The 24,287-nt window shown below is 57.1% G+C and carries 23 protein-coding genes; 8 read left to right on the forward strand and 15 right to left on the reverse strand.

What is annotated here, in order from left to right:
• Window positions 1-312: 312 nt before the first annotated feature.
• The 6 genes from ACZYUB_RS13460 to ACZYUB_RS13485 form a co-directional block, all read right to left on the reverse strand.
• Window positions 313-1,017 carry a NifB/NifX family molybdenum-iron cluster-binding protein gene (locus tag ACZYUB_RS13460; protein WP_463948656.1) on the reverse strand — a complete coding sequence of 235 codons (705 nt, stop codon included), beginning with the start codon at window positions 1,015-1,017 and terminating at the stop codon, window positions 313-315.
• A gap of 71 nt (window positions 1,018-1,088) precedes the next feature.
• Window positions 1,089-1,310: a putative nitrogen fixation protein NifT gene (gene nifT / locus ACZYUB_RS13465; RefSeq protein WP_463948658.1), complete on the reverse strand. Its 222-nt coding sequence runs from the start codon at window positions 1,308-1,310 to the stop codon at window positions 1,089-1,091.
• Between the two features lie 95 nt (window positions 1,311-1,405).
• Window positions 1,406-2,968, reverse strand: a complete 1,563-nt coding sequence (gene nifK / locus ACZYUB_RS13470) for a nitrogenase molybdenum-iron protein subunit beta (protein WP_463948659.1) — start codon at window positions 2,966-2,968, stop codon at window positions 1,406-1,408.
• A 63-nt stretch (window positions 2,969-3,031) separates the two neighbouring features.
• Window positions 3,032-4,480 (reverse strand): nitrogenase molybdenum-iron protein alpha chain, encoded by a 1,449-nt coding sequence (gene nifD / locus ACZYUB_RS13475; protein WP_463948661.1) that lies wholly within the window; start codon window positions 4,478-4,480, stop codon window positions 3,032-3,034.
• 63 nt (window positions 4,481-4,543) lie between these two features.
• On the reverse strand, window positions 4,544-5,425 hold the full coding sequence (nifH, locus tag ACZYUB_RS13480; RefSeq protein ID WP_460883814.1) for a nitrogenase iron protein: 882 nt from the start codon (window positions 5,423-5,425) through the stop codon (window positions 4,544-4,546).
• A gap of 399 nt (window positions 5,426-5,824) precedes the next feature.
• Window positions 5,825-7,126 carry a dicarboxylate/amino acid:cation symporter gene (locus ACZYUB_RS13485; protein WP_463948663.1) on the reverse strand — a complete coding sequence of 434 codons (1,302 nt, stop codon included), beginning with the start codon at window positions 7,124-7,126 and terminating at the stop codon, window positions 5,825-5,827.
• A 321-nt stretch (window positions 7,127-7,447) separates the two neighbouring features.
• Here ACZYUB_RS13485 and ACZYUB_RS13490 point away from each other — a divergent pair, with 321 nt between their 5' ends.
• On the forward strand, window positions 7,448-7,714 hold the full coding sequence (locus ACZYUB_RS13490; protein WP_463948665.1) for a putative hemolysin: 267 nt from the start codon (window positions 7,448-7,450) through the stop codon (window positions 7,712-7,714).
• 177 nt (window positions 7,715-7,891) lie between these two features.
• Here ACZYUB_RS13490 and gstA read toward each other — a convergent pair whose 3' ends face one another.
• The 3 genes from gstA to ACZYUB_RS13505 are packed head-to-tail and all read right to left on the reverse strand — an operon-like array spanning window position 7,892 to window position 11,657.
• Entirely contained in the window at window positions 7,892-8,497 is a 606-nt protein-coding gene (gstA, locus tag ACZYUB_RS13495; protein WP_463948667.1) for a glutathione transferase GstA, read from the reverse strand.
• Between the two features lie 51 nt (window positions 8,498-8,548).
• Window positions 8,549-9,052 (reverse strand): Cu(I)-responsive transcriptional regulator, encoded by a 504-nt coding sequence (gene cueR, locus ACZYUB_RS13500; RefSeq protein ID WP_463948669.1) that lies wholly within the window; start codon window positions 9,050-9,052, stop codon window positions 8,549-8,551.
• Window positions 9,042-11,657 (reverse strand): heavy metal translocating P-type ATPase, encoded by a 2,616-nt coding sequence (locus ACZYUB_RS13505; RefSeq protein WP_463948671.1) that lies wholly within the window; start codon window positions 11,655-11,657, stop codon window positions 9,042-9,044. Before ACZYUB_RS13505 ends, cueR begins: the two co-directional genes overlap by 11 nt.
• 265 nt (window positions 11,658-11,922) lie before the next feature.
• Between ACZYUB_RS13505 and ACZYUB_RS13510 the strand changes: the two genes are divergently transcribed.
• The 3 genes from ACZYUB_RS13510 (at window position 11,923) to ACZYUB_RS13520 (ending at window position 13,122) form a co-directional block, all read left to right on the forward strand.
• On the forward strand, window positions 11,923-12,126 hold the full coding sequence (locus ACZYUB_RS13510; RefSeq protein WP_463948673.1) for a heavy-metal-associated domain-containing protein: 204 nt from the start codon (window positions 11,923-11,925) through the stop codon (window positions 12,124-12,126).
• Between the two features lie 155 nt (window positions 12,127-12,281).
• On the forward strand, window positions 12,282-12,479 hold the full coding sequence (locus tag ACZYUB_RS13515) for a heavy-metal-associated domain-containing protein (RefSeq protein WP_463948675.1): 198 nt from the start codon (window positions 12,282-12,284) through the stop codon (window positions 12,477-12,479).
• 70 nt (window positions 12,480-12,549) lie between these two features.
• Complete coding sequence (locus ACZYUB_RS13520; protein WP_463948677.1) at window positions 12,550-13,122, forward strand: flavodoxin family protein; 573 nt, start codon at window positions 12,550-12,552, stop codon at window positions 13,120-13,122.
• Between the two features lie 90 nt (window positions 13,123-13,212).
• Here the strand turns inward: ACZYUB_RS13520 and ACZYUB_RS13525 are convergent, their stop codons facing one another.
• The gene (locus tag ACZYUB_RS13525) at window positions 13,213-14,361 is read right to left on the reverse strand and encodes an aminotransferase-like domain-containing protein (RefSeq protein WP_463948678.1); all 1,149 of its coding nucleotides are present in this window, start codon (window positions 14,359-14,361) and stop codon (window positions 13,213-13,215) included.
• Between the two features lie 115 nt (window positions 14,362-14,476).
• On the opposite strand from ACZYUB_RS13525, the gene ACZYUB_RS13530 reads away from it, so the two are divergent.
• Window positions 14,477-14,929: a MarR family winged helix-turn-helix transcriptional regulator gene (locus ACZYUB_RS13530; protein ID WP_463948679.1), complete on the forward strand. Its 453-nt coding sequence runs from the start codon at window positions 14,477-14,479 to the stop codon at window positions 14,927-14,929.
• 54 nt (window positions 14,930-14,983) lie between these two features.
• On the opposite strand, the gene ACZYUB_RS13535 is transcribed toward ACZYUB_RS13530, so the two are convergent.
• Window positions 14,984-15,970 (reverse strand): response regulator, encoded by a 987-nt coding sequence (locus ACZYUB_RS13535; RefSeq protein ID WP_463948681.1) that lies wholly within the window; start codon window positions 15,968-15,970, stop codon window positions 14,984-14,986.
• A 270-nt stretch (window positions 15,971-16,240) separates the two neighbouring features.
• Between ACZYUB_RS13535 and ACZYUB_RS13540 the strand changes: the two genes are divergently transcribed.
• Complete coding sequence (locus ACZYUB_RS13540) at window positions 16,241-16,930, forward strand: DnaT-like ssDNA-binding domain-containing protein (protein WP_463948683.1); 690 nt, start codon at window positions 16,241-16,243, stop codon at window positions 16,928-16,930.
• Window positions 16,917-17,753 (forward strand): ATP-binding protein, encoded by an 837-nt coding sequence (locus ACZYUB_RS13545; RefSeq protein ID WP_463948685.1) that lies wholly within the window; start codon window positions 16,917-16,919, stop codon window positions 17,751-17,753. The genes ACZYUB_RS13540 and ACZYUB_RS13545 overlap by 14 nt, the downstream gene beginning before the upstream one ends.
• A gap of 236 nt (window positions 17,754-17,989) precedes the next feature.
• On the opposite strand, the gene gcvH is transcribed toward ACZYUB_RS13545, so the two are convergent.
• Window positions 17,990-18,385: a glycine cleavage system protein GcvH gene (gcvH, locus tag ACZYUB_RS13550; protein ID WP_463948686.1), complete on the reverse strand. Its 396-nt coding sequence runs from the start codon at window positions 18,383-18,385 to the stop codon at window positions 17,990-17,992.
• Window positions 18,386-18,748: 363 nt separating this feature from the next.
• On the opposite strand from gcvH, the gene ACZYUB_RS13555 reads away from it, so the two are divergent.
• Window positions 18,749-21,124, forward strand: coding sequence for a putative bifunctional diguanylate cyclase/phosphodiesterase (locus tag ACZYUB_RS13555; RefSeq protein ID WP_463948687.1), 2,376 nt, complete (start codon window positions 18,749-18,751; stop codon window positions 21,122-21,124).
• Here the strand turns inward: ACZYUB_RS13555 and ACZYUB_RS13560 are convergent.
• From ACZYUB_RS13560 to ACZYUB_RS13570, 3 genes are all read right to left on the reverse strand, one after another.
• Window positions 21,121-22,332, reverse strand: a complete 1,212-nt coding sequence (locus ACZYUB_RS13560; RefSeq protein WP_463948688.1) for an FAD-dependent oxidoreductase — start codon at window positions 22,330-22,332, stop codon at window positions 21,121-21,123. The two genes, ACZYUB_RS13555 and ACZYUB_RS13560, sit on opposite strands and share 4 nt — an antisense overlap.
• Window positions 22,329-23,522, reverse strand: a complete 1,194-nt coding sequence (gene ubiH, locus ACZYUB_RS13565; RefSeq protein ID WP_463948690.1) for a 2-octaprenyl-6-methoxyphenyl hydroxylase — start codon at window positions 23,520-23,522, stop codon at window positions 22,329-22,331. Before ubiH ends, ACZYUB_RS13560 begins: the two co-directional genes overlap by 4 nt.
• A gap of 139 nt (window positions 23,523-23,661) precedes the next feature.
• Window positions 23,662-24,225, reverse strand: a complete 564-nt coding sequence (locus tag ACZYUB_RS13570; RefSeq protein WP_460884322.1) for a UPF0149 family protein — start codon at window positions 24,223-24,225, stop codon at window positions 23,662-23,664.
• Between the last annotated feature and the right edge of the window lie 62 nt (window positions 24,226-24,287).

Raw genomic sequence — 24,287 nt, forward strand, 5'->3', positions numbered from 1 at the left:
CACAGCACCGGGGATACGTCTTCTGCATCCACACCGGGAAGCCCTCCCCGGAGGGAAGGCATCGGGACGACCCGCCCCCCAGCCAAGAGTCGTCCCGAGCCTTGTAAACCTGTGATGAGATTTCCGCGAGGTGCAGCCAGCTTCCCTCTGGAGGCTGGCCGATTGAGCGACCGGCATGGAAGACAAGGGAAACCAGAAAAATCCCTGCCATGACGGGTTCGGATCTGCTGAAGTAAGATGCCGCACCGCTTATGGATGTGCGCCCGGAGTTCGGGCTGGCGCTACGTGCTCCCCCCCCAGCAGGGTTCAGCCTTATTCCTCGAGTTCCAGATCGAAACGGCTGGCCAGGTCATCCTTGCGGCCGAGCGCCTTGGCGAGCCAGGGCGGCAGTTGACCTTGCAGCAGTTGGGTCAGATCCTCCAGCTGGGTCCGGATGGTGGGATCGCGTTTGATCTTCACCGGATGAATACCGTGGCGGATCACCCGAGCCGCGGCAGGGCCGCCAATGGCTTCACAAAACAGCAGGTGGCAGCCTTGCAACAACTCGGCCCGAGCCTCGTTACCTTCACTGCCAGAGGTTCCGGTCTCCTGTTTCCACGCCGAGTAGCGGCGGATGTCGATAAGCCGGGTACCCTGATCACTCACTTGATAGATGAAGAACAGCGGGCAACTGCCGAAGTGGCCATTGACCAGCACGCCATCGGTGGAGGCAAAGGCAACCCGTAACTGGCCACCCCCTTCACCAGGTGGCAGCGGGCGCGGATCCAGATGCGCCGGCAATTCCCCGTGCAACGTCGCCAGCAGTTGCGGCCACAGGCTGGCATCACGCTGTGCCAGCTCCGGTAATGCCCGCTCCTTGAGCTGCTCCAGCGTCAAGGCATCGAGCCCGGCCGTATTCAGCGGCCCGCTCAGCAAGGAGCAGACCCAATCAAACAGTTTGACCTGATCCAGATCGGGAACCTGTTGTGCCAGCGCCAGCAGACGCCAATAAACCTGACTTTCCAACAGCGTACTCATGGGGAGCTCCTTGTCATCGTAACCGCGGCATCATCGCAGCAGCGGTGTCATCGCAACAAACATAGGTGTCGTTAATCCTCACCCTGGGCCCGGGTCAGGCGCAGAGTGGTCGGCAGCGAGGGCATTGCTGCCAGCGGTGCCAGATAGAAGGATTGGCCGTCAGCCAGGTCAATACGCCCGCCCCAGCAATCCTCTTGTTCAAATTCGATGGCGGTGATCTTGGTTTCCAGATCCCGCTTGGCGATGTAACAGTAGAGGCCATCGGCCTGCTGACGAAACATGATGTTGGGCATGGTCTCTCCTTGATGACCCATTCCTGCAGCAGGAACCGGCCAGACAATCGCACACAAAAATACGGGCGGGAGCCAAGCTCCCGCCCGTTGTCGCCTTAGCGAACCAGGTCGAAGTTGTAGTCAGTCTTGCCCAGTTCCATGGTTTCCTGATCCAGACGCTCCAGTACCGCGTTCACCAGGGTGGTGACGATGTACATGCCGCCCTCATAACCCCAGGTGGTCATGCGGTGCAGGTGGTGGCGGTCAAAAATCGGGAAGCCCAGGCGAATCAACGGCACTTCAAACGCCTTGCCCTTGGCCAGGGTGTCGCGCTGGATGAACTTGCCGTAGGAGTTGCCAATCAGGAAGTCCGGCTTGTTGGTGAACATCAAGGAGCGCAGGTGCCACAGATCGCAACCGACGTAGATCTCGCTGTTCTGACCATATGGAGAGGCGTCCAGCACCTTCTTCAGGGTCTTTTCCCACTTCTTGGAGCCGTTGTGGCACAGGATCACGGTCGGCTCGGCACCCAGCTCCAGCAGGAACTTGGTCAGACCCATCACGTAGTCCGGATCCCCGTACAGGGCAAACTTCTTGCCGTGCAGCCAGGTGTGGGAGTCGGTGATCATATCCACCAGACGGCCGCGCTCGGTAGCCAGTGATTCCGGGATGGGCTTGCCGGTCAGCTCGCTGACCTTCATCAGGAACTCGTCGGTGGCTTCCAGGCCGATGGGCACGTTCAGGGCAGAGCCAGGCTGACCCCAGGTCTCGGTGACCACTTTCTTGGTCTTCACCAACTGCCAGGGTTGCAGCAACAGGGTGTCGATGGCGTTCGGTGCATCCACCATTTCTGCCTGGGTGGTACCACCGGCATACATGCGATATTCACCATCGGCCGGGGTATCCAGCACTTCTGACGGGTCGGAGAGCAAGGACGCGGAGACGCCCATTTCGGCCATCATGCGCTTGAGTACCCGGTAGTTGCCCAGATAGGTATCAAAACCGGTGACCAGGTTCAGCTTGCCGTTGCTGCCCACGGTTTTGGCTTCCGGTGCCAGGGTGCGGCAGAAGCCTTCGAACATGTTGTCCCAACCGGTGACATGGCTACCGACGAAGCTTGGCGTGTGCGCATAAGGCACCGGCACTTCGCTCGGGATGAAGTTGTCTTTCTTGGCGTTGTTGGTGAAGGCTTGCAAGTCGTCACCGATAACTTCCGCCATACAGGTGGTCGATACCGCGATCATTTCCGGCTTGTAGAGCGCATAGGCGTTCTGCAGACCGTCGTTCATGTTGGCATGGCCACCGAACACAGCCGCGTCTTCGGTCATGGAGTCAGACACGCAGGCGACCGGCTCCTTGAAATGACGATTGAAATAGGTACGGAAGTACGCCACACAGCCTTGTGAACCATGCACATAAGGCAGTGTCTTCTCAAACCCTAGGGAGCACAGCACGGCGCCCAGAGGCTGGCAGGCTTTGGCCGGGTTGATGGTCAACGCTTCACGCTTGAAGTTCAGCTCCTGGTACTCGGCCGTGGTCGTCCAGTCAAAGACTTCCTGAACCTTGCTCTCGCCATGGGCTTCTTCGAAACGGCTCTTCTTCGCCGCAAACAGATTCTGATATTCCTCCTGTTCGAACAGGGGATAACAGGGTTTGATGTTCTCAATATTCTGACTCATATCCATCTCCTCCCGCGCCACTCATCTGTGAACTAACGGGTTACAAGGATTGCCATCCTGCCCTTAGGCAGACTTCTTCCATGGTGGGGTCTGTTGGGACCAGCACGGATTATTCAACGTCATGTCCATATCGCGGGCGAAGATGGCAAAGCCGTCATAGCCGTGGTACGGGCCGGAATAATCCCAGGAGTGCATCTGACGGAATGGAATACCCATCTTCTGGAAGATGTACTTTTCCTTGACGCCAGAGCCGATCAGATCAGGCTTGATGGCCTTGACGAACTCTTCCATCTCGTAGCCGGTGACATCGTCATACAGCAAGGTGGCTTCTTTGAGCTCCGGCAAAGTCCGGTCGTAGTCATCGTTGTGGCCGAATTCATAACCGGCACCGACGATTTCCATACCCAGATCTTCATAGGCACCGATGACATGGCGAGGACGCAGACCGCCCACATACAACATCACCTTCTTGCCTTGCAGACGTGGCTGGTACTTGGCAATCACGGCCGCAGTCTGTGCTTCATACTTGGCGATGACCGCTTCGGCATTCTTCTGGATGGTTTCATCGAACTGGGCTGCAATCTTGCGCAGCGACTCGGAAGTCTTGGTCGGTCCGAAGAAGTTGTACTCCATCCATGGGATCCCGTACTTTTCTTCCATATGGCGGGAGATGTAGTTCATGGAGCGGTAGCAGTGCACCAGGTTCATCTTCACCTTGGTGGTGTTTTCCATCTCCGGCAGGGTACCGTCACCGGACCACTGAGCCACCACACGCAAACCAATCTCTTCGAGCAGGATGCGGGAGGACCAGGCGTCACCACCGATGTTGTAGTCACCGATGATGGCGACGTCATAAGGGGTGCCTTCGAATGCTTCACCATCACGGTTCGGCAGGATCCAGTCACGGATCACGTCGTTGGCGATATGGTGACCCAGGGACTGGGAAACACCACGGAAGCCTTCGCAACGCACCGGAACCACCGGCTTGTCGATCTTCTTGCTCGCTTGCTTGGAGACGGCTTCGATGTCATCACCGATGAGGCCGATCGGGCACTCGGACTGTACCGAGATCCCCTTGGTCAGCGGGAACAACATTTCCATCTCTTCGACAATCTTCAGCAGCTTCTTGTCGCCACCGAATACGATGTCCTTCTCCTGAAAATCGGAGGTGAAGTTCATGGCGCCAAAGCTGTCCACCCCGGTGACACCGGTGTAGTAGTTACGACGGCCACCGCTGGAGTACATGCCACAACCGACCGGACCGTGGGACAGGTGGATCATGTCCTTGATCGGGCCGAAGACCACGCCCTTGGAGCCGGCGTAGGAACAACCACGAGCGGTCATGACGCCCGGCAGGGACTTACGGTTGGAGGTGATGCACTTGCTGGCCTTTTCCAATGAGGGGTCATTGGCGGTCAGGTGCTTTTTACGATCTTTGCGCGCCTTCTCGGGGTAGATCTCCAGCACTTCCTGGATCAGCGCTTCATTCTGTTCACGCGTTCTGTCTGTCATTGCTTTCTCTCCCTTGCGGAGGATTTCCGGGCCGACCAGCGCCGGCCGCGGAAATCACAGGACTCAGGCTACCGCTTCTTCTGCTGCGGTCTTGCCGATGATGCTTTCGTCTTCCTCGTCCATGATGCCGAACTCCATCAGCAGCGCTTCGAGTTCGTCCATGGTGACCGGGGTCGGGACCACCAGCAGCTTGTTGTCCACCACCTTGCGGGCCAGAGTGCGGTACTCGTTGGCTTGCTTGGCATTCGGGTCATATTCGATGACGGTCATGCGGCGGATTTCGGCGCGTTGTACCACGTTGTCACGGGGTACGAAGTGAATCATCTGGGTACCCAGCTTGTCGGCCAGGGCGATGATGAGTTCATCTTCACGGTCGGTTTGACGGGAGTTACAGATCAGGCCCCCCAGACGCACGCTACCGGACTTGGCATACTTCACGATGCCCTTGGAGATGTTGTTGGCGGCATACATCGCCATCATTTCGCCAGAGCAGACGATGTAGATTTCTTGTGCCTTGTTTTCGCGGATTGGCATGGCGAAACCGCCACACACCACGTCACCCAGCACGTCATAGAATACGAAGTCGAGGTCGGCTTCATACGCGCCTTCTTCTTCCAGGAAGTTGATGGCGGTGATAACACCACGACCGGCACAACCAACTCCTGGCTCAGGACCACCAGACTCGGCACAGCGCACGCCGCCGTAACCGATCTGCAGCACGTCTTCGAGTTCCAGATCTTCTACAGAACCCTTTTCCGCGGCCATTTCCATGATGGTATTCTGGGCCTTGGCGTGCAGGATCAGACGGGTAGAGTCGGCCTTGGGGTCACAACCGACGATCATCACCTTCTTGCCCATTTCAGCCAGAGCGGCGACCAGGTTCTGGGTAGTTGTGGACTTGCCGATCCCACCCTTGCCGTAAATTGCACATTGACGAAGCGCCATGTCGATATCTCCTTGTTGACAGTTGACGCTTATCTAATTGCACGGCTTGTACCAATTGCAGAAAAACAAATAAATTATTGTTTTATATAGATATTTTATTTGAATGACTGGCTTTGGGCAGCGAGGAAGAAAACAAACACGCGCTATTTGTACGGAAAAGTACAACAACCGACACAGCCATTGTCGCACTGGCATGGCAGTTGGCCCCGGCCTGCCAACCCCACACAAAGGCTATTTCCCGGTGACCCGTTGGACATGAGGAGCGATGGAGTCAGGACGAATCGCAGACTCCACGCCCATTTCGAGAGTCTGCTCATGCAACACGTCATCGGGATAGCGCAAAAACAAAACCCCGGCACGCAGGCCGGGGTTTTGCTTCAAACCAACAGGGATTGTGGATTATGCCTGCTCGAGCACCGGCTCGGTCGCAACCGGCTGACTGGATAAAGCGAGAATTTCTTCCTCGCTCAGCTCCTCACCCAAAGCCCCTTCGCTACGCGCGACCACCGCAGCGGCAATCGCATTGCCCAGTACATTGGTCGCCGAACGGCCCATATCCAGGAAATGGTCGATACCCAGCAACAGCAAAATGCCCGCTTCAGGAATATGGAACTGGGACAGGGTGGCAGCAATCACCACCAAAGAGGCCCGAGGCACCCCGGCCATGCCCTTGGAGGTCACCATCAATAGCAGCAACATGGTGATCTGCTGGCCGAAGGAGAGATCGATGCCATAGGCCTGGGCAATAAACAGGGTGGCAAAGGTGCAATACATCATGGAGCCGTCCAGATTGAACGAATAACCCATGGGCAGCACGAAACTGGCGATACGCTTGGAACAACCAAAGTGCTCCAGGCGCTCCAGAGTCTTGGGATAGGCGGCCTCGGAGCTGGCGGTCGAGAACGCCAACAGGGCCGGTTCACGAATACTCTTGAGCAGGCGCAGTACACGTCCCCCCAGGAACAGAGCCCCCATTCCCAACAGCACAAACCACAGCACACCGATAGAGAGGTAGAACTGTGCCATAAAGGTGCCATAGGTGGAGAGGATACCCATCCCCTCTTTGGCGACCATGGCCGCAATGGCCGCGAAGACGGCCAGCGGCGCAAATGCCATCACAAAACCGGTGACCTTGAGCATGATATCGGCGGTGGCGGACATCAGCTTGACCACAGGCTTGGCTTTATCGCCCAACGAGGCGGCAGCCAAGCCAAAGAACAGCGAGAAGACGACAATCTGCAGGATCTCGTTATTGGCCATCGCCTCGACCACGCTCTTGGGAATAGCGTGAGTCACGAAATCTTTCAGGGTAATGGCACCAGCCGAGATACCGCTGCTGGCGGAGGTGTCCGGCACACTTAAGGCGAGACCCACCCCCGGCTGCAGCAGGGTGACCATGATAAGACCCAGACTCAGGGAGATCAGCGACGCGGTCAAAAACCAGCCCATGGTTTTCGCACCAATGCGTCCAACCGTCTTGCTATCCCCCATCTTGGCAATTCCCACCGTCAGGGTACTGAACACCAAGGGGGCAATAATCATCTTGATCAGACGCAAGAAGATATCGGTCAAAATGGTGATGTTGGCAGTAAAGCTGGTAATGGTGGCAGCATCCGGCGCCAGGGCACGTACCAGGTGGCCAACCAGAATGCCAAGCAGCATGCTGATCAGGATCGCAGCTGTCAGTTTGTTCATTTTCATACGGGATCATCCAGATTCGATGGAACTAAGATGCGGCAATATCCGCCTGTCAGGACAGAAACTACCGCTGGCAATCGGGAATAATGCCGAGCAACGATCGGAAAAACCAGAAAAATACAGCACAAGAGATGATAATTTGAGCAAATTAACAGCCTATTAACCTACCGCAATAGGTATGAAACGTAAACGGTAGCTTAACGAATCCATAATCCCGACTTGGGCCACAGCGCAGATCCCGCTAGCATGATGATCTGCATCGTGCGCAGGGATCTGACCTTTGCCTTGCCATGCTCACCCGGCAGTCAGCCACAGGAGCCCCTTATGAGAACAATGCGATTCCCGTTGACCGTTTTAGCCAGTGGCCTGCTGTTGCTCGGCGGCTGTGGCAAAACCACCGAGCGCCCCCCCGCCATTGGTATGGCCAATCCAGCGGCCGTCTATTGTGCCCAGCAAGGCGGCAAGAGTGAGCCGGTGACCTCGGAAGCCGGACAAAGCAGTAACTGTCACCTGCCCGATGGCCGGGTCGTCGAGGAGTGGGCCCTGTATCGTGCGGCTCATCCTGCCTCTACGGCAGGTGCCGAGAACTAACCTCTAGGCCGTAGAAACGCCACGCAGTAGAAACGGCACCCAGTAGAATCGCCAGTCACCGAACACAGGATCGGTTGACCATGTCGCAGCAAGATTGCCAAAACAACGCGGGATCTCAAAAACAACACGGGCGCCGAAGCGCCCGTGTTGTTTTGCCTTATTCTCGGACCGCCAGGATTAGAGCAATCCTTCTTCTTGCATGGCTCTTTGTACCGAAGGGCGCGCCAATACCCGCTCCCGGAAGGCCAGCAGGTGCTGATAGGGGCTGAGATCAAAGCCGACAATCGCCGCCCAGTTACTGACCACCAACAGATAGGCATCGGCAATGCTGAAGGTGCCATCCGCCAGATAGGGCGAGTAGGCCAGCACGCCATCGACATGGGCGAAGCGGGCGGCTAGTCGTTCACTGATCTGGGCTTTGTACTCTTCGGGAGTTTGCTTACCAAACAGCGGCGAAAAGTTTTTATGCAACTCGCTGCCGATAAAGTTCAGCCAGGCCAACAGACGATAGCGGGCCACCTGCCCGGCCGGTGGTACCAAGCCTGCTGCCGGAACCAGATCGGCCAGATAAAACAGGATTGCCGAGCCTTCAGTCAGGATCTCGCCATTATTCAGCTCCAGAACCGGCACATAGCCCAAGGGGTTAATGGCCAGGAAATCACGACCATCGGCGATGGTTTTATTGCGCAAATCAACCCGCTCCAGGGTATAAGGCAGACCGGTCTCACACAGAATAATGTGAGAGGCTAAAGAGCAGGCTCCAGGGGTGTAGTAGAGTTTCATGGGGACTCCAAAGGATCACAAAAACAGCGCGACAACAGACCCCAGCTTCGATCATCCCCCGCCGTCATGGCAACCCTTTTTTCCGGACTTTTCCGATTTTTCCGTCGCCAGCTCATCGAGGATCGGGCAATCCGGTCGCTCGTCGCCGTGACACTGACTCACCAAACGACGCAGACTCTGTTGCATCTGCTGCAGCTCGACAATCTTCTGCTCCAGCGCCTGCAATTGCGCCTCGGCCAGTGCCTTGACCTCCTGACTGGCTCGGCCGCGATCCCGCCACAGGATCAGCAGCTCGGCAATCTGCGGCAGACCAAATCCCAAACTACGGGCCTGACGGATAAACCGGATCTCGTGCAGCGCCGTCTCATCGTAATAACGGTAACCCGCCGCCGAGCGTAGCGGCGCCGGAATAAGGCCCAGCGACTCGTAGTGACGGATCATCTTGGCGGTCACGCCGCTGCTGCGGGCGACTTCGCCGATGGTCATTCCCTTGCGGCGTCGCTCCTCGGGCTCCACACTCCGGGGGAATGGTAAGCGAAGAGAATTATTGGTCATGGCCGGGCTCCTTATCTGTCACTGCGGGTGGGGCAGTCGGGAGCGAAGTGGATGGCGACACCCGGGCCTCCGAATAGCGGGTCAACCGCCAGCGGCGCAACAGCAAGGCATTGCTGACCACACTCACTGAGCTGAACGCCATCGCCGCGCCGGCCAGCACAGGGTTCAGCAACCCGGCCGCAGCCAGGGGGATCCCGACCAGATTGTAGATAAAGGCCCAGAACAGATTCTGGCGGATCTTGGCGTAGGTACGCCGGGAGAGATCGATCGCAGCCCATACCAGTTGCGGATCGCCACGCATCAGGGTAATACCGGCCGCCTGCATGGCGACCTCACTCCCGGTGGCCATCGCAATTCCGACGTCCGCCGCCGCCAGGGCGGGCGCATCATTGATGCCATCCCCCACCATGGCCTGGATGAGCCCCGGCTGGCGATAACGACTCAATGCCGTCAGCTTTTCCTGGGGCAATAAATTAGCCTGAAAATCCCGGATCCCCAGCGCCGAGGCGACTTTGGCGGCAGCCAAGGCATGATCCCCGGTCAACATCACGACCTGAATGCCGGCCGCCTGCAACTCCTGCACCGCCGCCACAGCGCCGGGCTTGATGGCATCGGCAAACCCGAACCAGGCCAGCACCCGGGGTTGGTTCTGTTCATCCTGGTAGCCAAGATAGGAAAGACTTTGCCCCGCTTGCGCCGCTTCCGTTACCGCCGCAGCGGCAGAGGTCGGTAGAATCACCCCCATTTCAGCCAGCAACCGCTCACTACCCAGCCACACCGATAACGACTGCCCAGCGCAAGAGACAGTGCCTTGCATGCCACGTCCCGGCAATGCGGTTCCGGCCAGTAACGTCGGCAAAGGCTCGCCATCCGGTGGGACAGCACGGAGCAAGGCCTTGGCCAGGGGATGACTGCTGCCCTGCGCCAGAGCCGCCGCCAGCCGCAGTGCCCGCCCAGCTTCGGGCTCGTCGTCCTGGGATGGCCGATCCCGCTCCGAGGTCGCAGCCGGCAGCGCCAGAGACCCGACGACCGCCGAGGCAACCAGGTCCGGATGGCCGAGCGTCAGGGTGCCGGTCTTGTCAAAAACCAGCTGGCCGATGGCTTGAGCCTGCTCTAACGCCTGCGCATCCTTGATGAGGATGCCGTGCCGCGCAGCCACGCCGGTCCCCACCATGATGGCGGTCGGCGTCGCCAGGCCCAGAGCACAGGGACAGGCAATCACCAGCACAGCCACGCCATTAAGCAACGCTTGTGGCCAATCGCCGGCCAGTAGACCCCAGCCCAGAATCGTCAGCAGCGCAATCCCGACCACCACCGGCACAAAGATGGCACTGACCCGATCCACCAGGCGTTGCACCGGCGGCTTGGTCATCTGCGCTTGTTCTACCAGCCGGATCAAGCGCGCCAATGTGGTTTCAGCCCCCAGACGCAAGGTTTCCAGCTCCAGCACTCCTTCACCATTCACGGCGCCGCCAGTGACCGTATCACCGACTGTTTTGCTGACCGGCAGGCTCTCACCGGTCAGCAGGGATTCGTCCACCAGGCTCTCGCCGAGCAACACTCGTCCATCCACCGGAATTCGCTCTCCTGGCTGCACCATCACCCGATCACCTAGCTGCAGGGCAGCTACGGTCAGCCAGCGCCATTCCCCCTGCCGGTAGACCCGAGCCTGTTCCGGCCGCAACGCCTGCAGGGCGCGAATGGCGGCCGTGGTTTGATGCTTGGCCCGCGTCTCCAGCCATTTGCCTAACAAGACCAGGGTAATGACGGTCGCCGAAGCCTCAAAATAGAGCTCGGGCATGGCCCCCTGATGCAGCATGAAGTGGGCGCGCAGCCCGAGCAGCCATTGCCAGCACGAGAGGCCATAAGCGGCGGAGGTCCCCAAGGCAACCAACAAGTCCATATTGCCGCTGCCACCACGCAGAGCCTGCCAGGCACTGCGATAGAAGCGCGCCCCCAACCAGAACTGTACCGGTGTCGCCAGCAGCCACTGCCACAGCGGCGGCAGCGCCCAATGCTCTCCCCACAGCATGGCCACCATGGGCAGCAGCAGTGGCACGGTCAGCAAAGCCGCGACCGCCACCGGCCACCAACTGGGCCAGCCCCGCGCCTCCGGCTCCGCAACCGTCTGGGTCGGCGTGGGTAGTTCGGCACCAAATCCCAGTCGTTGCACAGCCGCCAGCAACTGCGCCGGATCTGTGTCGGCCAACATGCCGATCCCCGCTTCACCACTGGCCAGATTGACGCTTACCGTCACAACACCCGGCACCTTGAGCAAGCCCCGTTCGATCCGTTGCACGCAGGAGGCACAACTGATGCCACTGATGTGGAGGCTCTGCTCCAGCAAGGGCACGGAAAACCCGCAGCGTTCAACTACTGCCAGCAAGGCAGACAAGCTCAGATCCTGACTTGCCTCCACTTCGGCCAGAGCCGAGGCAAAATTAACCTCGGCATGATTCACCAGCGGTGTCGCCCGCAACACTTTTTGTAACCGTGCTGCGCAAGCCGCGCAGTTCATGCCGACAATCGGCAGCCGCCACAGCGCGGTTGCACGCGCAGCGGATGGGGCTGCCAGAGGGGATGGTTCGGACTCTAAGATGGACATGTGCAAGCTCCGACTGACCAGGAAACAGATATCGATAATTCAAGTTTCAACCTTACCATCATGTGAAGGTCAAGCCGATGACAAAGCGAGACACACTCCGCTCATCTTGACGCCTCCAGCTCGAAAAATTCACGGTTTTCGATTGGCATCGCAAAGCCAGAGTGCTAACTTCCAGTAAGCAACAATTTTGCAACAAACGCCCCTTCATGATGGCTTGCCAAGCAACACCAGTAGCAGGGTTCTGCTGGCTCAGGAGATCCGCCCCATGCACAGTTTTCTCATCCCCGATATGACCTGTGGCCACTGTGCCAGCGTGATCAAAACCACCTTGCTCAATGCCGATGGCCAGGCCCGGCTCGAGATCGATCTGGCCCAGCACCTGCTGAAAATTGATAGCCAGCTCGGAATTTCCCAGATCCTGGCCTTGCTGGAAGAAGCCGGTTACAGCCCGACCATTCAAGGGCATTGATACTCGGTGAAGTGTTGAACGGAGGCTGTTCGCGCTCGAGATGAAATTATCGCGCGAAAACAGGAAATCTCGGGGGGAGCGATACACACTTGTCTACACACCAGTTTGATAATTTCAGTGGCCGTGCAGCCGTCAACCCCCGCAGGAGGTGAGCCATGCATACCTTTATCGTCAATGATTTGATCTGCGAAGCCTGCAGCGGTGCTATATCCGACACCATACGCCACGCCGATCCACACGCCAGAGTACACATCGATCTGGAACAGTTCCGGGTCGAGATAGAAAGCCAGCTCAGCCGGGAGGAACTGGCCCTACGCCTGATGGAGGCGGGCTACACCCCGGATCCCCAATAACAGTTGTCACCATCCCGATGGTTCCAGCGATCAACCATCCTATTTGCGGTACCCGTCACAAGGAGACGTCATGAGCAAGCTCGTCGTGGTTTATCACAGTGGTTATGGTCACACCCAAAAACAAGCCGAGGCCGTACTGGCCGGAGCCGGACAGGTTAGCGGTGTCGAAGCCAGTTTGCTGGCTATCGATAGTGAGGGGAATATTCCTGACGGAGGATTTGAAGAGCTCGCAGCAGCCGACGCCATCATTTTTGGCTCTCCCACCTACATGGGTGGCCCCTCCTGGCAATTCAAAAAATTTGCCGATGCCAGCTCCCGCCCCTGGTTCGGTCAGGCCTGGAAAGACAAGATCGCCGCCGGTTTCACCAACTCGGCCAGTATCAATGGCGATAAGCATTCGACGCTGCACTACCTGATTACGCTGGCGATGCAACACAGCATGATCTGGGTCGGTACCGGGATGATGCCAGCCAACAGCAAGGCGGCGGTGCGCAACGATATTAACTGGCTAGGCTCGTTTGCGGGGCTGATGGCGCAATCCCCTTCCGATTCCAGTCCGGATGAAGGCCCGCTCCCCGGCGATCTGGCGACCGCCAAACTCTTTGGTGAACGGGTCGCGCAGATCAGTCTGCGCCTCAAGTAATCCGACACCTGTCGCGGGCCGAACGACCATAACGAAAACGCCACCCAAGAGGGGTGGCGTTTTGCTGTGTTCTACCGGGAAATTGCTTACTCAGACAGCACTCAGTAATACCTGGCGCAGTCGACGTAACCCCTCCACCATCAGCTCAGGCTCAGTATGGCTGAAGTTTAGCCGCAGATAGCCATGGGGCGGTTCATCTTCGGCAAAGAATGCTTCGCCAGGCATGAACGCGACACCCACCGCCAGTGCAGGTTGCAGCAAGGGACGGGTATCCCGCACTTGCTTGAGCTTCAACCAGAAGAACAGGCCGCCAGACGGCACCTGCCAATCGGCCAGATCCGAGAACTCGCTCTCCAGAGCGGCGGCAAACGCGTCGCGCCGCTCGCGATAAAAAGCCTGTAACTGCGCCAGACGGGCTGGTTTTTCCGCCGAACGCATATATTCCAGTGCCAGCCACTGTCCCGGGCGATTGGTGTGCAGATCCGCTGCCTGCTTGAGCCGCACCAAGTGGGTAATCAGACTCGGGTGAGCGATCAGATAACCAACTCGCAGACCTGGCATCAAGATCTTGGAAAAACTGCCCTGGAAGACCCATGGCGCCCGTTGCACCAAGGAGCTGATCGGCGGTTTGGCGACCCCGTCGTAATCGAGCTCACAGTAAGGTTCATCCTCGATCAACGGCAGACCATATTTATCCAGCATGGCCGCAACGTCCTGGCGAGCCTGGACGCTATAACAGGTACCGGACGGATTCTGAAAACTCGGGATGAGATAAGCAAAGCGCGGTTTGTGATCCCGCACCTGAGTCTCGAACAGTTCCAGATCCAGTCCAGGCCCCTTCAAGGGGACGCCCTGACACTTGGCTTGAAACAGACGGAAGGATTGCAATGCCGCCAGATAAGTGGGCGATTCAACCAGAACGCTGCTCTCCGGATCGATAAACAGCTTGGAGACCAGATCCAGCCCTTGCTGGGAACCGGAGAGAATTAACACCTGATTGGCATCACACCGGATCCCCTTGCTGCGCGCCTCGGCCGCGATGGCTTCGCGTAACTCGGGCTCGCCCTCACTCATGCCGTATTGTTTGACATAGCTCGGCAAGGTGGACCAATCCGCTTCGGGAAAACTGGCGGCAGCAGGCAAGCCACCGGCAAATGAAATCACTCCCGGTTGCTGGGCTGCGGCAAGGATCTCGCGAATGATGGATGAGGTTAGGTGCTGGATCCGTTGGGCAAACATGCCGACCTCCTGTCAGTGTGCATGAAGCTGAGGCACGAGTTGCATTTTCTCGCGCATCAAGGTAAATAAGTCAGTAAAGTTGACCTATCTTGCCACCGGATTGCATCAAGTCAATATGATTGACCAAAATAACCAGGCCGCGCTCAATGAAGCGCTGGAGTTGTTTCATTTCGCCTTTCGCGCCTTTACCACGGGTCCGGATGCCATTCTGGCGGAGCATGGGCTGCAGCGAGTGCACCACCGCATTCTCTATTTCGTAGGACGTAACCCGGCACTCAGCGTCAATGCCTTGCTGCGGATTTTAGGGGTGAGTAAACAGGCACTGAATGGTCCATTACGGACGCTGCAGGAATCCGGGCTCATCCTTGCCACGCAGGACCAGCACGACCGGCGGATTAAACGTCTGACCCTCAGTCAGTCCGGAATGGAATTGGAAAGTCGTCTATCCGAAAGCCAACGCCAACTGATGGCCGGAGTATTTCAGCAAGCAGGCGTTCAGGCCGAACAGCAGTGGCGCACGATCATGTCCCAATTGGCACACACTCAATTTTCCCATCTGCTCTCCTGACCCAGATACGTTCAGGCTACTGTTCAAGCCTTCGACACCTTAAATTGGTGCCCGTTAGCAACCGGCGTGCTGCAACTCCACGGAGAGTTCATCACCGCTATCGGCGCGAAATTGCAAGACACAGGGCTTGTTCATCACCCGTTGAAAGGTCGGATAATCGGTTTGTCGCAGCATGCCCAGCGGCATACCATTGGCTCGTTGCAGCCAGGAAGGTGACGTCAAGCCGGCATTGGCAAACCGCACCTGCTCATCCTGCTCCGAGACCAGGATCACCGCCATATTCACATTGCCCCGCAAGCCAGACTCAAACAGATTCCAATTCAGATATTCCAACACGCCGCCCGGTGAATCCAGTAGGCGGCTCTCTCCTTGCTGATATTGGCGATAAGGGCCATGCAGCAAGAACTTAATCATGGCACCGATGAATGCGGCATCAGCCCCCATAAATGACAGCTCCATCACCACCAACATTAGCTGGCCATTGAGCTCTAAAAACTCGGGGAGCAGCAGCGGACTGCTGCTGTGATAGCGGGTTTGCCAGCGTCGCAACGTCTGTTCATGGGGCGGCGCCATGGCGCTGAGCAACTCAGTGGCCGCCACGTCATCCCGATGCAACCGGGAGAGATGGGCTGCCAGCTCACCATAGTGCTGGGCCTCGGTGACGGACTCCAGGCAGTCCTCAATCGCTTGAGACAGTGCTGGCCAATTACGGATCGGCTTAATGAGATAATCCTTGGCCCCAGCGCGCAAAGCTCGGGTCACATCATCCAGATTGGCTTGCCCTGAAATCACCATGACCGGAGTTTGTGGATAGCGGGTGGCAATACACTGGATCACCTGATGACCATCCATCCCCGGCATGTTCAGGTCACACAACACCAGATCCGGGTGGTAAACCGCAACGGCAGCTAGTCCATCCAAGCCATTTTCGGCAACATAAACCAGATGATTTTGCTGTCGCAAAAAAGCCAATAAAGTTGCCCGGAACACCGGCTCATCTTCAATGACTAATATTTTACGCTGCCCATCCGGGTACGACATTTTCAACCTGTCTCGATTTTCTGACTCTATTGCTATTGAGGGTAGACAAGTTGCTGGCAGAACAAAAGTTCCGGGTTGATGAGAATTGCTCGTTTTTAGACGGCTGCCCGATGAATGTGTTGGTAAACGGTTCAATCCCGATAGTCATCGCCCTGCAACACCGGCAGCCCCGACCGCTTTGCTCGCCACAGCACGCTAAAACCACGCAAATGATTGGCGCTGATGGCGGATTAATCGATAATAGCGCCACTGTCCCTGCTACTGCTGATCATGACACCAACCGAGTACCTTCAACTCAATAGTCCCAGGTTGAGCCATCCGGCCCGAACCCTCTATTATCTGCACCTGCGGCGGTTGGCCGAGTCCGGAGCCCCACTCCTGCTCAGCTATCCGCAACTGGGCCGGGCGCTGGCAGTCGAAGACCCTCAGCAACCCGGCGGCTTTAGCTATCAGGTCAACGCCAGCCAGCTCACCCGACTACTGGACGAACTTCAGGAGGTGGGGCTCATTCGCGTGGATCACCCGCCGCAAGAAAGTCATTACCATGGTGCCGAGTGTGTATTACCCTGCCTGACTCAGGCTTTTAACAACCCGCCAATCCCGCAAGCTGCGCATCCGATGCACCCGAGTTGGCGTCCTGGCGAGGCATTTCACGATCTGGCAAAACTGTGCGGATTGCTGGAGAGTCGCTTCAACGAGGAGGAGTTGGGCGAATTTATGGCCTATTGGCTGGGCCGTCCGGAAACTTTTGCCACTGACCATCAATGGATGTTGAAATTTATCAAGGCATTGAAGGCAAGGCGCTATACAAAAACCAGTCTGACACCCATGGTAGGCACGGGTTACCAGCAAGTGGCGGCGACTCCAGACAACGGCCCCAGTCCACGAGCCCTACAGATGATTGCCGACGCGCGCCGTCTGCGAGCGCACGAGCAAGGAGAGAGCGATGAAAAAGAATGAGCCAACCCATCTGAGTCAGGAGAGCCGGGCAGAGCCTTTGCATTCGGTACATCGGGAGCATGATCCGCAATTACAGCAGCAGATGAACACCCTGCTGCAGCGGATCCAGCGCCTGCGCCGAAATCCTGAAGCCCATGCAGAGCTGGATTATGAAACCTTGCGTCAGCAATATGAAGCCGCCGCCAACCGGGAGGTTCGCCAGCTCCAGCAGGAGGCACAACGCCACCGGATTGAACGACTGATTGCGCAGGCGGATCTCAACCCCGAGTGGCTATTCGCGCGCATGGATCATACCGATCCAACCCTGGAATACGCCATCCAGACCGCCCGCTCCTTCATCAGTGGCTTTGAGCACTGGGAACAGCATGGTGGCAGTTGTGTCTTGATCTACGGCGGTTATGGGACAGGAAAATCGACACTGGCCGGCGCCATAGCCCATGAGCTGATCGCCCAGCATCAAAAATCGGTCATCTTCCAACAATGGGCATCGATCGTCGATCGCCTGTTTTTCGGCGTGATTGAAGATCAGGAAGAGCGCAACCGCTACCGCCGTGCGCTGGAGGAGGTCGACCTGCTGATCATCGATGAGATCGGCTCAAATCGCGCCAAATTACTGGAGAGCCAATCCAGCTTTCTCGGCCATTTGCTCCGCCGCCGCCGTAACCTGTCCAAGAGCGTCATCCTGATCACCAACCATGCGCCCGCCTCACTGCATCACGCGCTGGGTGATTTTTGCTTCGAAGCGATCAAAGCCTTTAATCCCGTCGATATCCAGCTCATCGGTCCCAGTCGTCGTCCCCATGTCGGCAACTACCAGGGCTGAATCCAACCGCTCAAAACCGCATAAAAAAAGCCCGGGCATGCCCGGGCTAAACAAGTGCTACGGAATCGCGATCCAAAGATCGCATGTTCAAGAAGAGACTCGCCCTCGTTGAATGCCGCTAAATTAACACACTGAAAATGCAACGCAAACGTTTTACATTGAGATTTAATTCACAATTCACCGAGATATACGCATGAACTGGCATTTGCTTGGCAATGAAAACGGCTTCTCAGCCGTTAATCCAACTCATTTTCCAGCATCTGTTGATAAGACTCCGCATCCATCAAACCATCGAGCTCTTCAGCCTCCTCCAGCCTCACCCGGAATAGCCAGCCCGCACCGTAAGGGTCCTGGTTGATCTGCTCTGGCGAGGCTTCCAACTCGTCATTGACGCCGATGACTGTGCCACTGACCGGGGTATACACATCCGTAGCCGCCTTCACCGATTCAGCAACGGCCACATCATCCCCCTCCAGCAACACCGATCCCAATTCTGGCAACTCGACAAATACCATATCCCCCAACATGGCCTGGGCATGGTAAGTAATACCAACCACGGCTTCGTTGTTCTCCTCCAGGCGCACCCATTCATGGGTGGAGGTATAACGCAGTTCACTCGGAATATGACTCATATCAGCACCCTCTACGCATGAACAACGATGAAATCTCATAGATGAATGACAGGCCAGGCAACCGCGATACGGCAAAGAGCACCGGATCGCATACCGCCTTGGCATCACTCTTTGCAGTGTAGACAGCGCCTCTGACAAAGATGAAAAGCTTTGCATCCGTTTCTTGAGTCAGGCGGCAATTCTCAGATCCTGTCTCGCCAACCACACGGTTCTGAGCTTCTAGGGCTCGCATGTTCTACGAAGAGATGGTTTCATGACCCCGAGTGCTCTATGTTTAAGCCAATGAGGATCGAAATATCGAGCCCATAAGCCATGAGCAATCGCGATCCTGCAGCATGATCATCCGATAAAGAGAAAGCCGTAATGCCACTAAAATCCAGATTCCTCTCTCTACGCCAACAAGGTCTTGTGGCTGTCGTGCTGATCGTGCTGGCTGCAGCTGGCTCCATGTGGCTGGAACAGACAGCTACGACACAGGATGTCGCATCGGCGCAGGAAGATAACGCCGATCGCTGGATCCAACAGCTGCTGCAGACCCTGATCGCTGAACGTCAGCAGGCCATGACCCAGCGATTGCCCACAGGCCCGTCGGATGCCTCAGACGATTTTGTTTTTTTGCATTGGTATCCGGAATCGGCTTCTGCCCCTCTCTCATTCCATGCCCCGCTTGCCGATACCGTACTGCAGGATCTATGGGTGCGGGCGCAAACAGAGCCCGCTAATCAGATTGAATGTGCCCAGCAATGCCTGCTGATCCAATCGGTAGCCCACACTCGCCTCGGGGCTCCGGGACGTTTGATCGCTATCAGTCGACTCGACCCGCTGTTGCAACGCTTGCAGCAGGCCAGCGGCATAACCGGTTTCTTCCTGGGAGCCCTGCCTGCTACCACCCCAGCGGACACCCCATGGCAAACACTGTCATATCAGGCATATAACCAACTGTTATCCAGCGCCACAAACCCGTTATTACCCAAAGCTGTGCAGCGACTCATGTCACAACCACTACCGCCCACATTGACTATAGGGCAATGGAGTAAGCTGCTTGCCGATGCGCTGTTGGCCCACCAGATCTGGGTGACGCCGCTGACCGATGCATCCAGCCAGGGCCCGCTCTATCTATTGTTGATGGCTAAGGTGCCGGTATCTAACACAGTCACCCGTCTCTGGCACTGGTTTCCGTTAGGGATGGCCATCATGGCGGCGCTGGGTTGGTACGGATGGCAGTCGACGCGGATCCGACGCCTGCAGCAGTTATTAGCTCTAGCCACCGGAGATACCTCGAGTGAGCCACTGTCACCAACTCGCTATCTGGCTTATGACGAATTGTCGGTGATGACTCGGCAAGTCCGGGCATTACAGCAACAACTGGATGACAACTCTGCGACTCTGGCACAACAAGCCACCTTGTTACAGCAGCACAGCTTGTATGATCCTCTGACCGGTTTACCCAATCGGGATTGTTTTATGTTCGAGGTGGGCCGCCAGTTGGCCGCATTGCAGCGTTACCCGGCGCAACTGGCCTTGATCCTGCTCGAGATCAATGGCTTCAAGCAGCTAAGCCATTCAGTTGGCCATCAGGAGGGGGAACGTCTACTGCAGCGGGTGGCTCAGGAACTCAGTCTGTCGGTTCGCGAGGCGGATCTGCTCTGCCATTTGAGTGGAGACATGTTTGCCTTGCTGATCAGTAATTTGCAAGATGAGACCCAGGTTCACATCATCATCGCCAAATTGCAGTCGCGTCTAGAATCCTCCTTGCTGCTGACGGAGCGTAATTTTGCACTGCAGTTCTCCGCCGGTGTGGTGATGATTGATAGCAGCGAGATCCCGGCCAATGAATTACTGCGTCAGGCCGAGATGGCTCTCAACGAAGTGAAACTGCAAGCGGACCAACGCTATCAAGTCTTCACTCCGCAACTTCAAGAAAAATCAGTGCGTAATCACTTTATTGAACAACGTCTGAGTCAGGCCTTGCGGAGTGGTGAGATCTACCTGCAATACCAGCCGATCCAGGATTGTAAACAACAAAAAATCATTGGATTGGAAGCCTTGAGTCGCTGGCAACTGCCTCTCGAGGGCAACATTCCACCGCTGGAATTTATTCCCATTTTGGAGAACAGTCGCTTGGGGCTGCAATTTGGTAACTGGGTTCTGGAGCAGGCGCTGCATCAGCTGCATCAGCTGGATGTCGCCGGCATGACCGGCTTGCAGATGGCGATCAATCTGACCGGGCAGCAATTGCTGGATCCGGAGCTAAAAAACACCCTAGAGCGCTTGACCCTGACCTACCACATCATCCCATCCCGCATCTCTCTGGAATTGAATGAACAGGCATTGCGGGTCAATTATCAGCAAGCCCAGCAGGTGATGACCGCCTTACAACAGGCAGGTTATCGCCTGACACTGGATGACTTCGGTACTGGCTATTCCGCCCTGACTTATCTCAGCCGCCTGCCTTTCCACACCATCAAACTGGATCGCAGCTTTACCTTGCGGATGCTCGATTGTGAAATGGATAAGCAGCTGGTTGGTAACATCATCCAGATGGCCCATTCGCTGGGCAAACGCGTGGTTGGCGAGGGAGTGGACAATAGCCTGCAATCTCTATGGTTGCAGGAGCTGGGCTGTGATCAATTGCAGGGACATATACTGGCGGCGCCGATTGGGGAATGCGACTTGCTGAGCAAGCTAGCCCCCTTTTATCAATATCCGCGCGTTAATACGCTCGACTCAGCCCGTTAAAATCGGGGCTCGACCAGGGGGCTCGCCAGCGTTGGCAGCTCCCCACTCAACCCCAACGCTCGACGGATCAGCAGGCTCTTGAGCGGCGAGAATCGGTCCAGCACTCCCATTCCCAGAGCGCGAGCACCACGACTCAGCGGATCAGACGGAACAAACAGCCGCTTGATCGCCTCCATCGCCATCAGCATCTGCGCCGCCTCGGTCTTGCGCCAGCGACTATAGGCAGCCAGAAAACCAAGTTCGCCATTCCAGCGCTGCGCATCCACCTGGCGCCGAATTGCCTCAACCAGCGCGGCGGCATCCATCAACCCCAAATTGACCCCCTGCCCCGCCAGAGGATGTATGGTATGAGCGGCATCGCCAACCAGAATACAACCGTCACGGATGACATCCCGCGCATAGCGCGCCTTGAGTGGCACAGTGCCTCGCTTACCAACCAACTCGCACGCCCCCAACACCCCATCGGCAGCTATCCGCAGCGCCTTATTAAACTCGGCTTCCGGGAACTCGCTCAGTTGACGGGCACGCTCCGGAGAAACCGACCAGACGATGGAGCAAAGATTGGGTTCCCACAGTGGCAGCAAGGCTAGAGGGCCTTCGGAGCTAAACAACTGGCGCGCGCAGTTGCCATGGGGCTCGGCAGTACGTATGGTCGCGACCAGTGCGGTATGGGCGTAATCCCATTGCGTGAGTGGAAAATTGAACTGCTGCCGTAAACGGGAATAAGCACCGTCGGCACCGATGAGCACGCTAGCTAGCAACGGCTCACCCTGCTCAGGCAAGATCAAGGTCCCGGCCGCCGAAGGGGAAAGCGAGGCAATCGAGCAAGGGCACAGCTGCAGGACCTCACTGCCCGCCAGTTGCCGCCATAAAGCGGCGACCACAGCCCGATTTTCAACAATATGTCCTAGTGCCGGTTGCATCACCGACGTCGCGTCAAAATGCAAACGCGCGTGACCATCTCGCTCCCAGACTTCCATACAGGTGTAAGCTTGCCGACGGGCTAACGAGTCCCAAGCCCCGAGTCGACTCAAAAAGTTGGTAGCGGCCAGGTTCAAGGCGCTGACCCGTAGCGCCGCCTCAGAGACCAGAGATCCGGGCTCATGCTGCTCCAGCAGCGCAATCCGCAAGCCACAATCTTTCAGACCCACAGCAATGGTCAATCCGACCATGCCGCCCCCGATGATGGCAATATCTACGGTTTTCATTCGATTAATCCCAAGGCTTGTCTGGCTAGATGTTGTTTGAACGAGGCGCAACGACTCATCGCCAACAACCCCAAGGTCCGACCGGAGACCAGCGGCACATGGGTGGAGGCAAATAACCGGGCCAGAGTACTGGTCATCCAGATGGTAGCGTCTACGTCCGGGCGCCGAGCGGCGCGGTAACATCGCAATACGGATGCCGAACCCACATCAAGGTGAGAATGCCATATCGGTTGTAGCTGCCGATAGAGCGTCATGATATCGCGCAAACCGAGATTGAAGCCTTGCCCGGCCACCGGATGAAGTTGCTGAGCCGCATTGCCCAACACCAGCAGGCGGTGATGCCCGATATCTTGGGTCTGTCGCAGCAACAGTGGATACAACTCACGGGAACCCGCCTGCATGAAGCGGCCCGCCCGATAGCCAAAGGCGTGTTGCAAGCGTTCGAGAAACTGATTATGACCCCATGCGCAGGCCTGTTCGGCCTCCGCATGGCGCAGCGACCAGACTACCGAGAGTCGGTTAGTACCCAGCGGCAATAGGGCCAATGGCCCCGATTCGGTAAATCGCTCCCAGGCTCGCTCAGCTGGTGTCCCCTGGGTCAAGATCGTACTAATCAGCGCCGTTTGCTCGAATGATTCTTGCCGCCAACTCAAACCTAACTTGCTACGCCAGGAGGACTCGCCACCGTCGGCCAGCACCAGCAAACGGCACCGGGCTCTCTGGCCATCAGTTTGCTGGATCACCACAGAGTCGTCGTGAAACTCGAGAGCCTGGACGTGTGCTGGCGCTCGATAACCAATCTCGGGACTCGCCTCCAGGCGTCGCAACAAACGTTGACCCACGGCATGCAACTCGACCACGCCGCCCAACTGCGGGAGCCCATATTCACGAGCCGTCAGCTCGACACGTCCCCAATGGCCGCGATCACTGACATGGATAGAACGAATGGCCGCCGAGTCTGACAAGAACTCGGCCTGCAATCCCAGTTCAGCGATCGCCTGTTGGCTGCCGTAGGAGAGCGCGATAGCGCGGGCATCAAATCCCGGATGATCGATGGAGTGCGGGCGTCGGGATTCAATCAGCAGTATCCGCGGTGGATGCCCCTGCCGATCACGCAGGAGGGAGAGCGCCAATGCCAGCGTCGAACCCACCATGCCACCGCCCAGGATCGCAACATCAAATTCTTGCATCGCCAATGCCAAAGGAAGAGTGAAACCCCATTAGAGCCTGTTCGCCGCCCTGCAGCAAGCTGAGGCCAAGCTGTTGATGAGACCCGAATAAACACTGAACCGAACGGCAAAAATGTTGGAAATTTCGGGCCACACCACCTTAATGCAGAGTCTTGGAAACCAATTCAGCCGGTCGTTGACCAAATTCTTCAAACGCCATCATGGCACCCAGCTTCAGGTGCTCATAAATGACGATGTAAGACTCTTCGGTCTCGGGCTCATCGTCCATTTCCTGTTCCAGCTGAGTAATGTCACTGATATCACTGAGCATTTCCTGCAACTCATCCGAAGCCTGGCTCAGATCGCGCTGGATCACGGCAAAACCCGCCAGGAAGGCCTGGGCCCAATCGCTCATCGCCAGCAAGCGATCCTCCAGATTTTCATCCTCTTCCGGCAACAGTAACTGCAAGCCAGCCTGTAGCGTCAAGCTCTCCAGGGTGGCAGCAAAGAGCGCCTCGAGCCAGGTGTTCACCGCCACCGGTAACGCGACACCATCATTCACCAATTCGTTAAATTCTTGCAGCCAGGCATCACGACGGATCGGCGCACCACCACACAACATGCCACACAGCACACCATGCAGTTCCGCTGGCGTCGCCATCACATCCTGAGCATCGAGCAGCTCGGCAGCCACACCGTATTGTTGTAAAACATCATGAGTCATAGGTCTGGCCTCTTTTCGTACAAGAAAACATCAACGGATGAGTGTAAAGGAGACGATCCTAT

This window comes from Pseudaeromonas sp. HNCC25DJ182 (assembly GCF_055413365.1).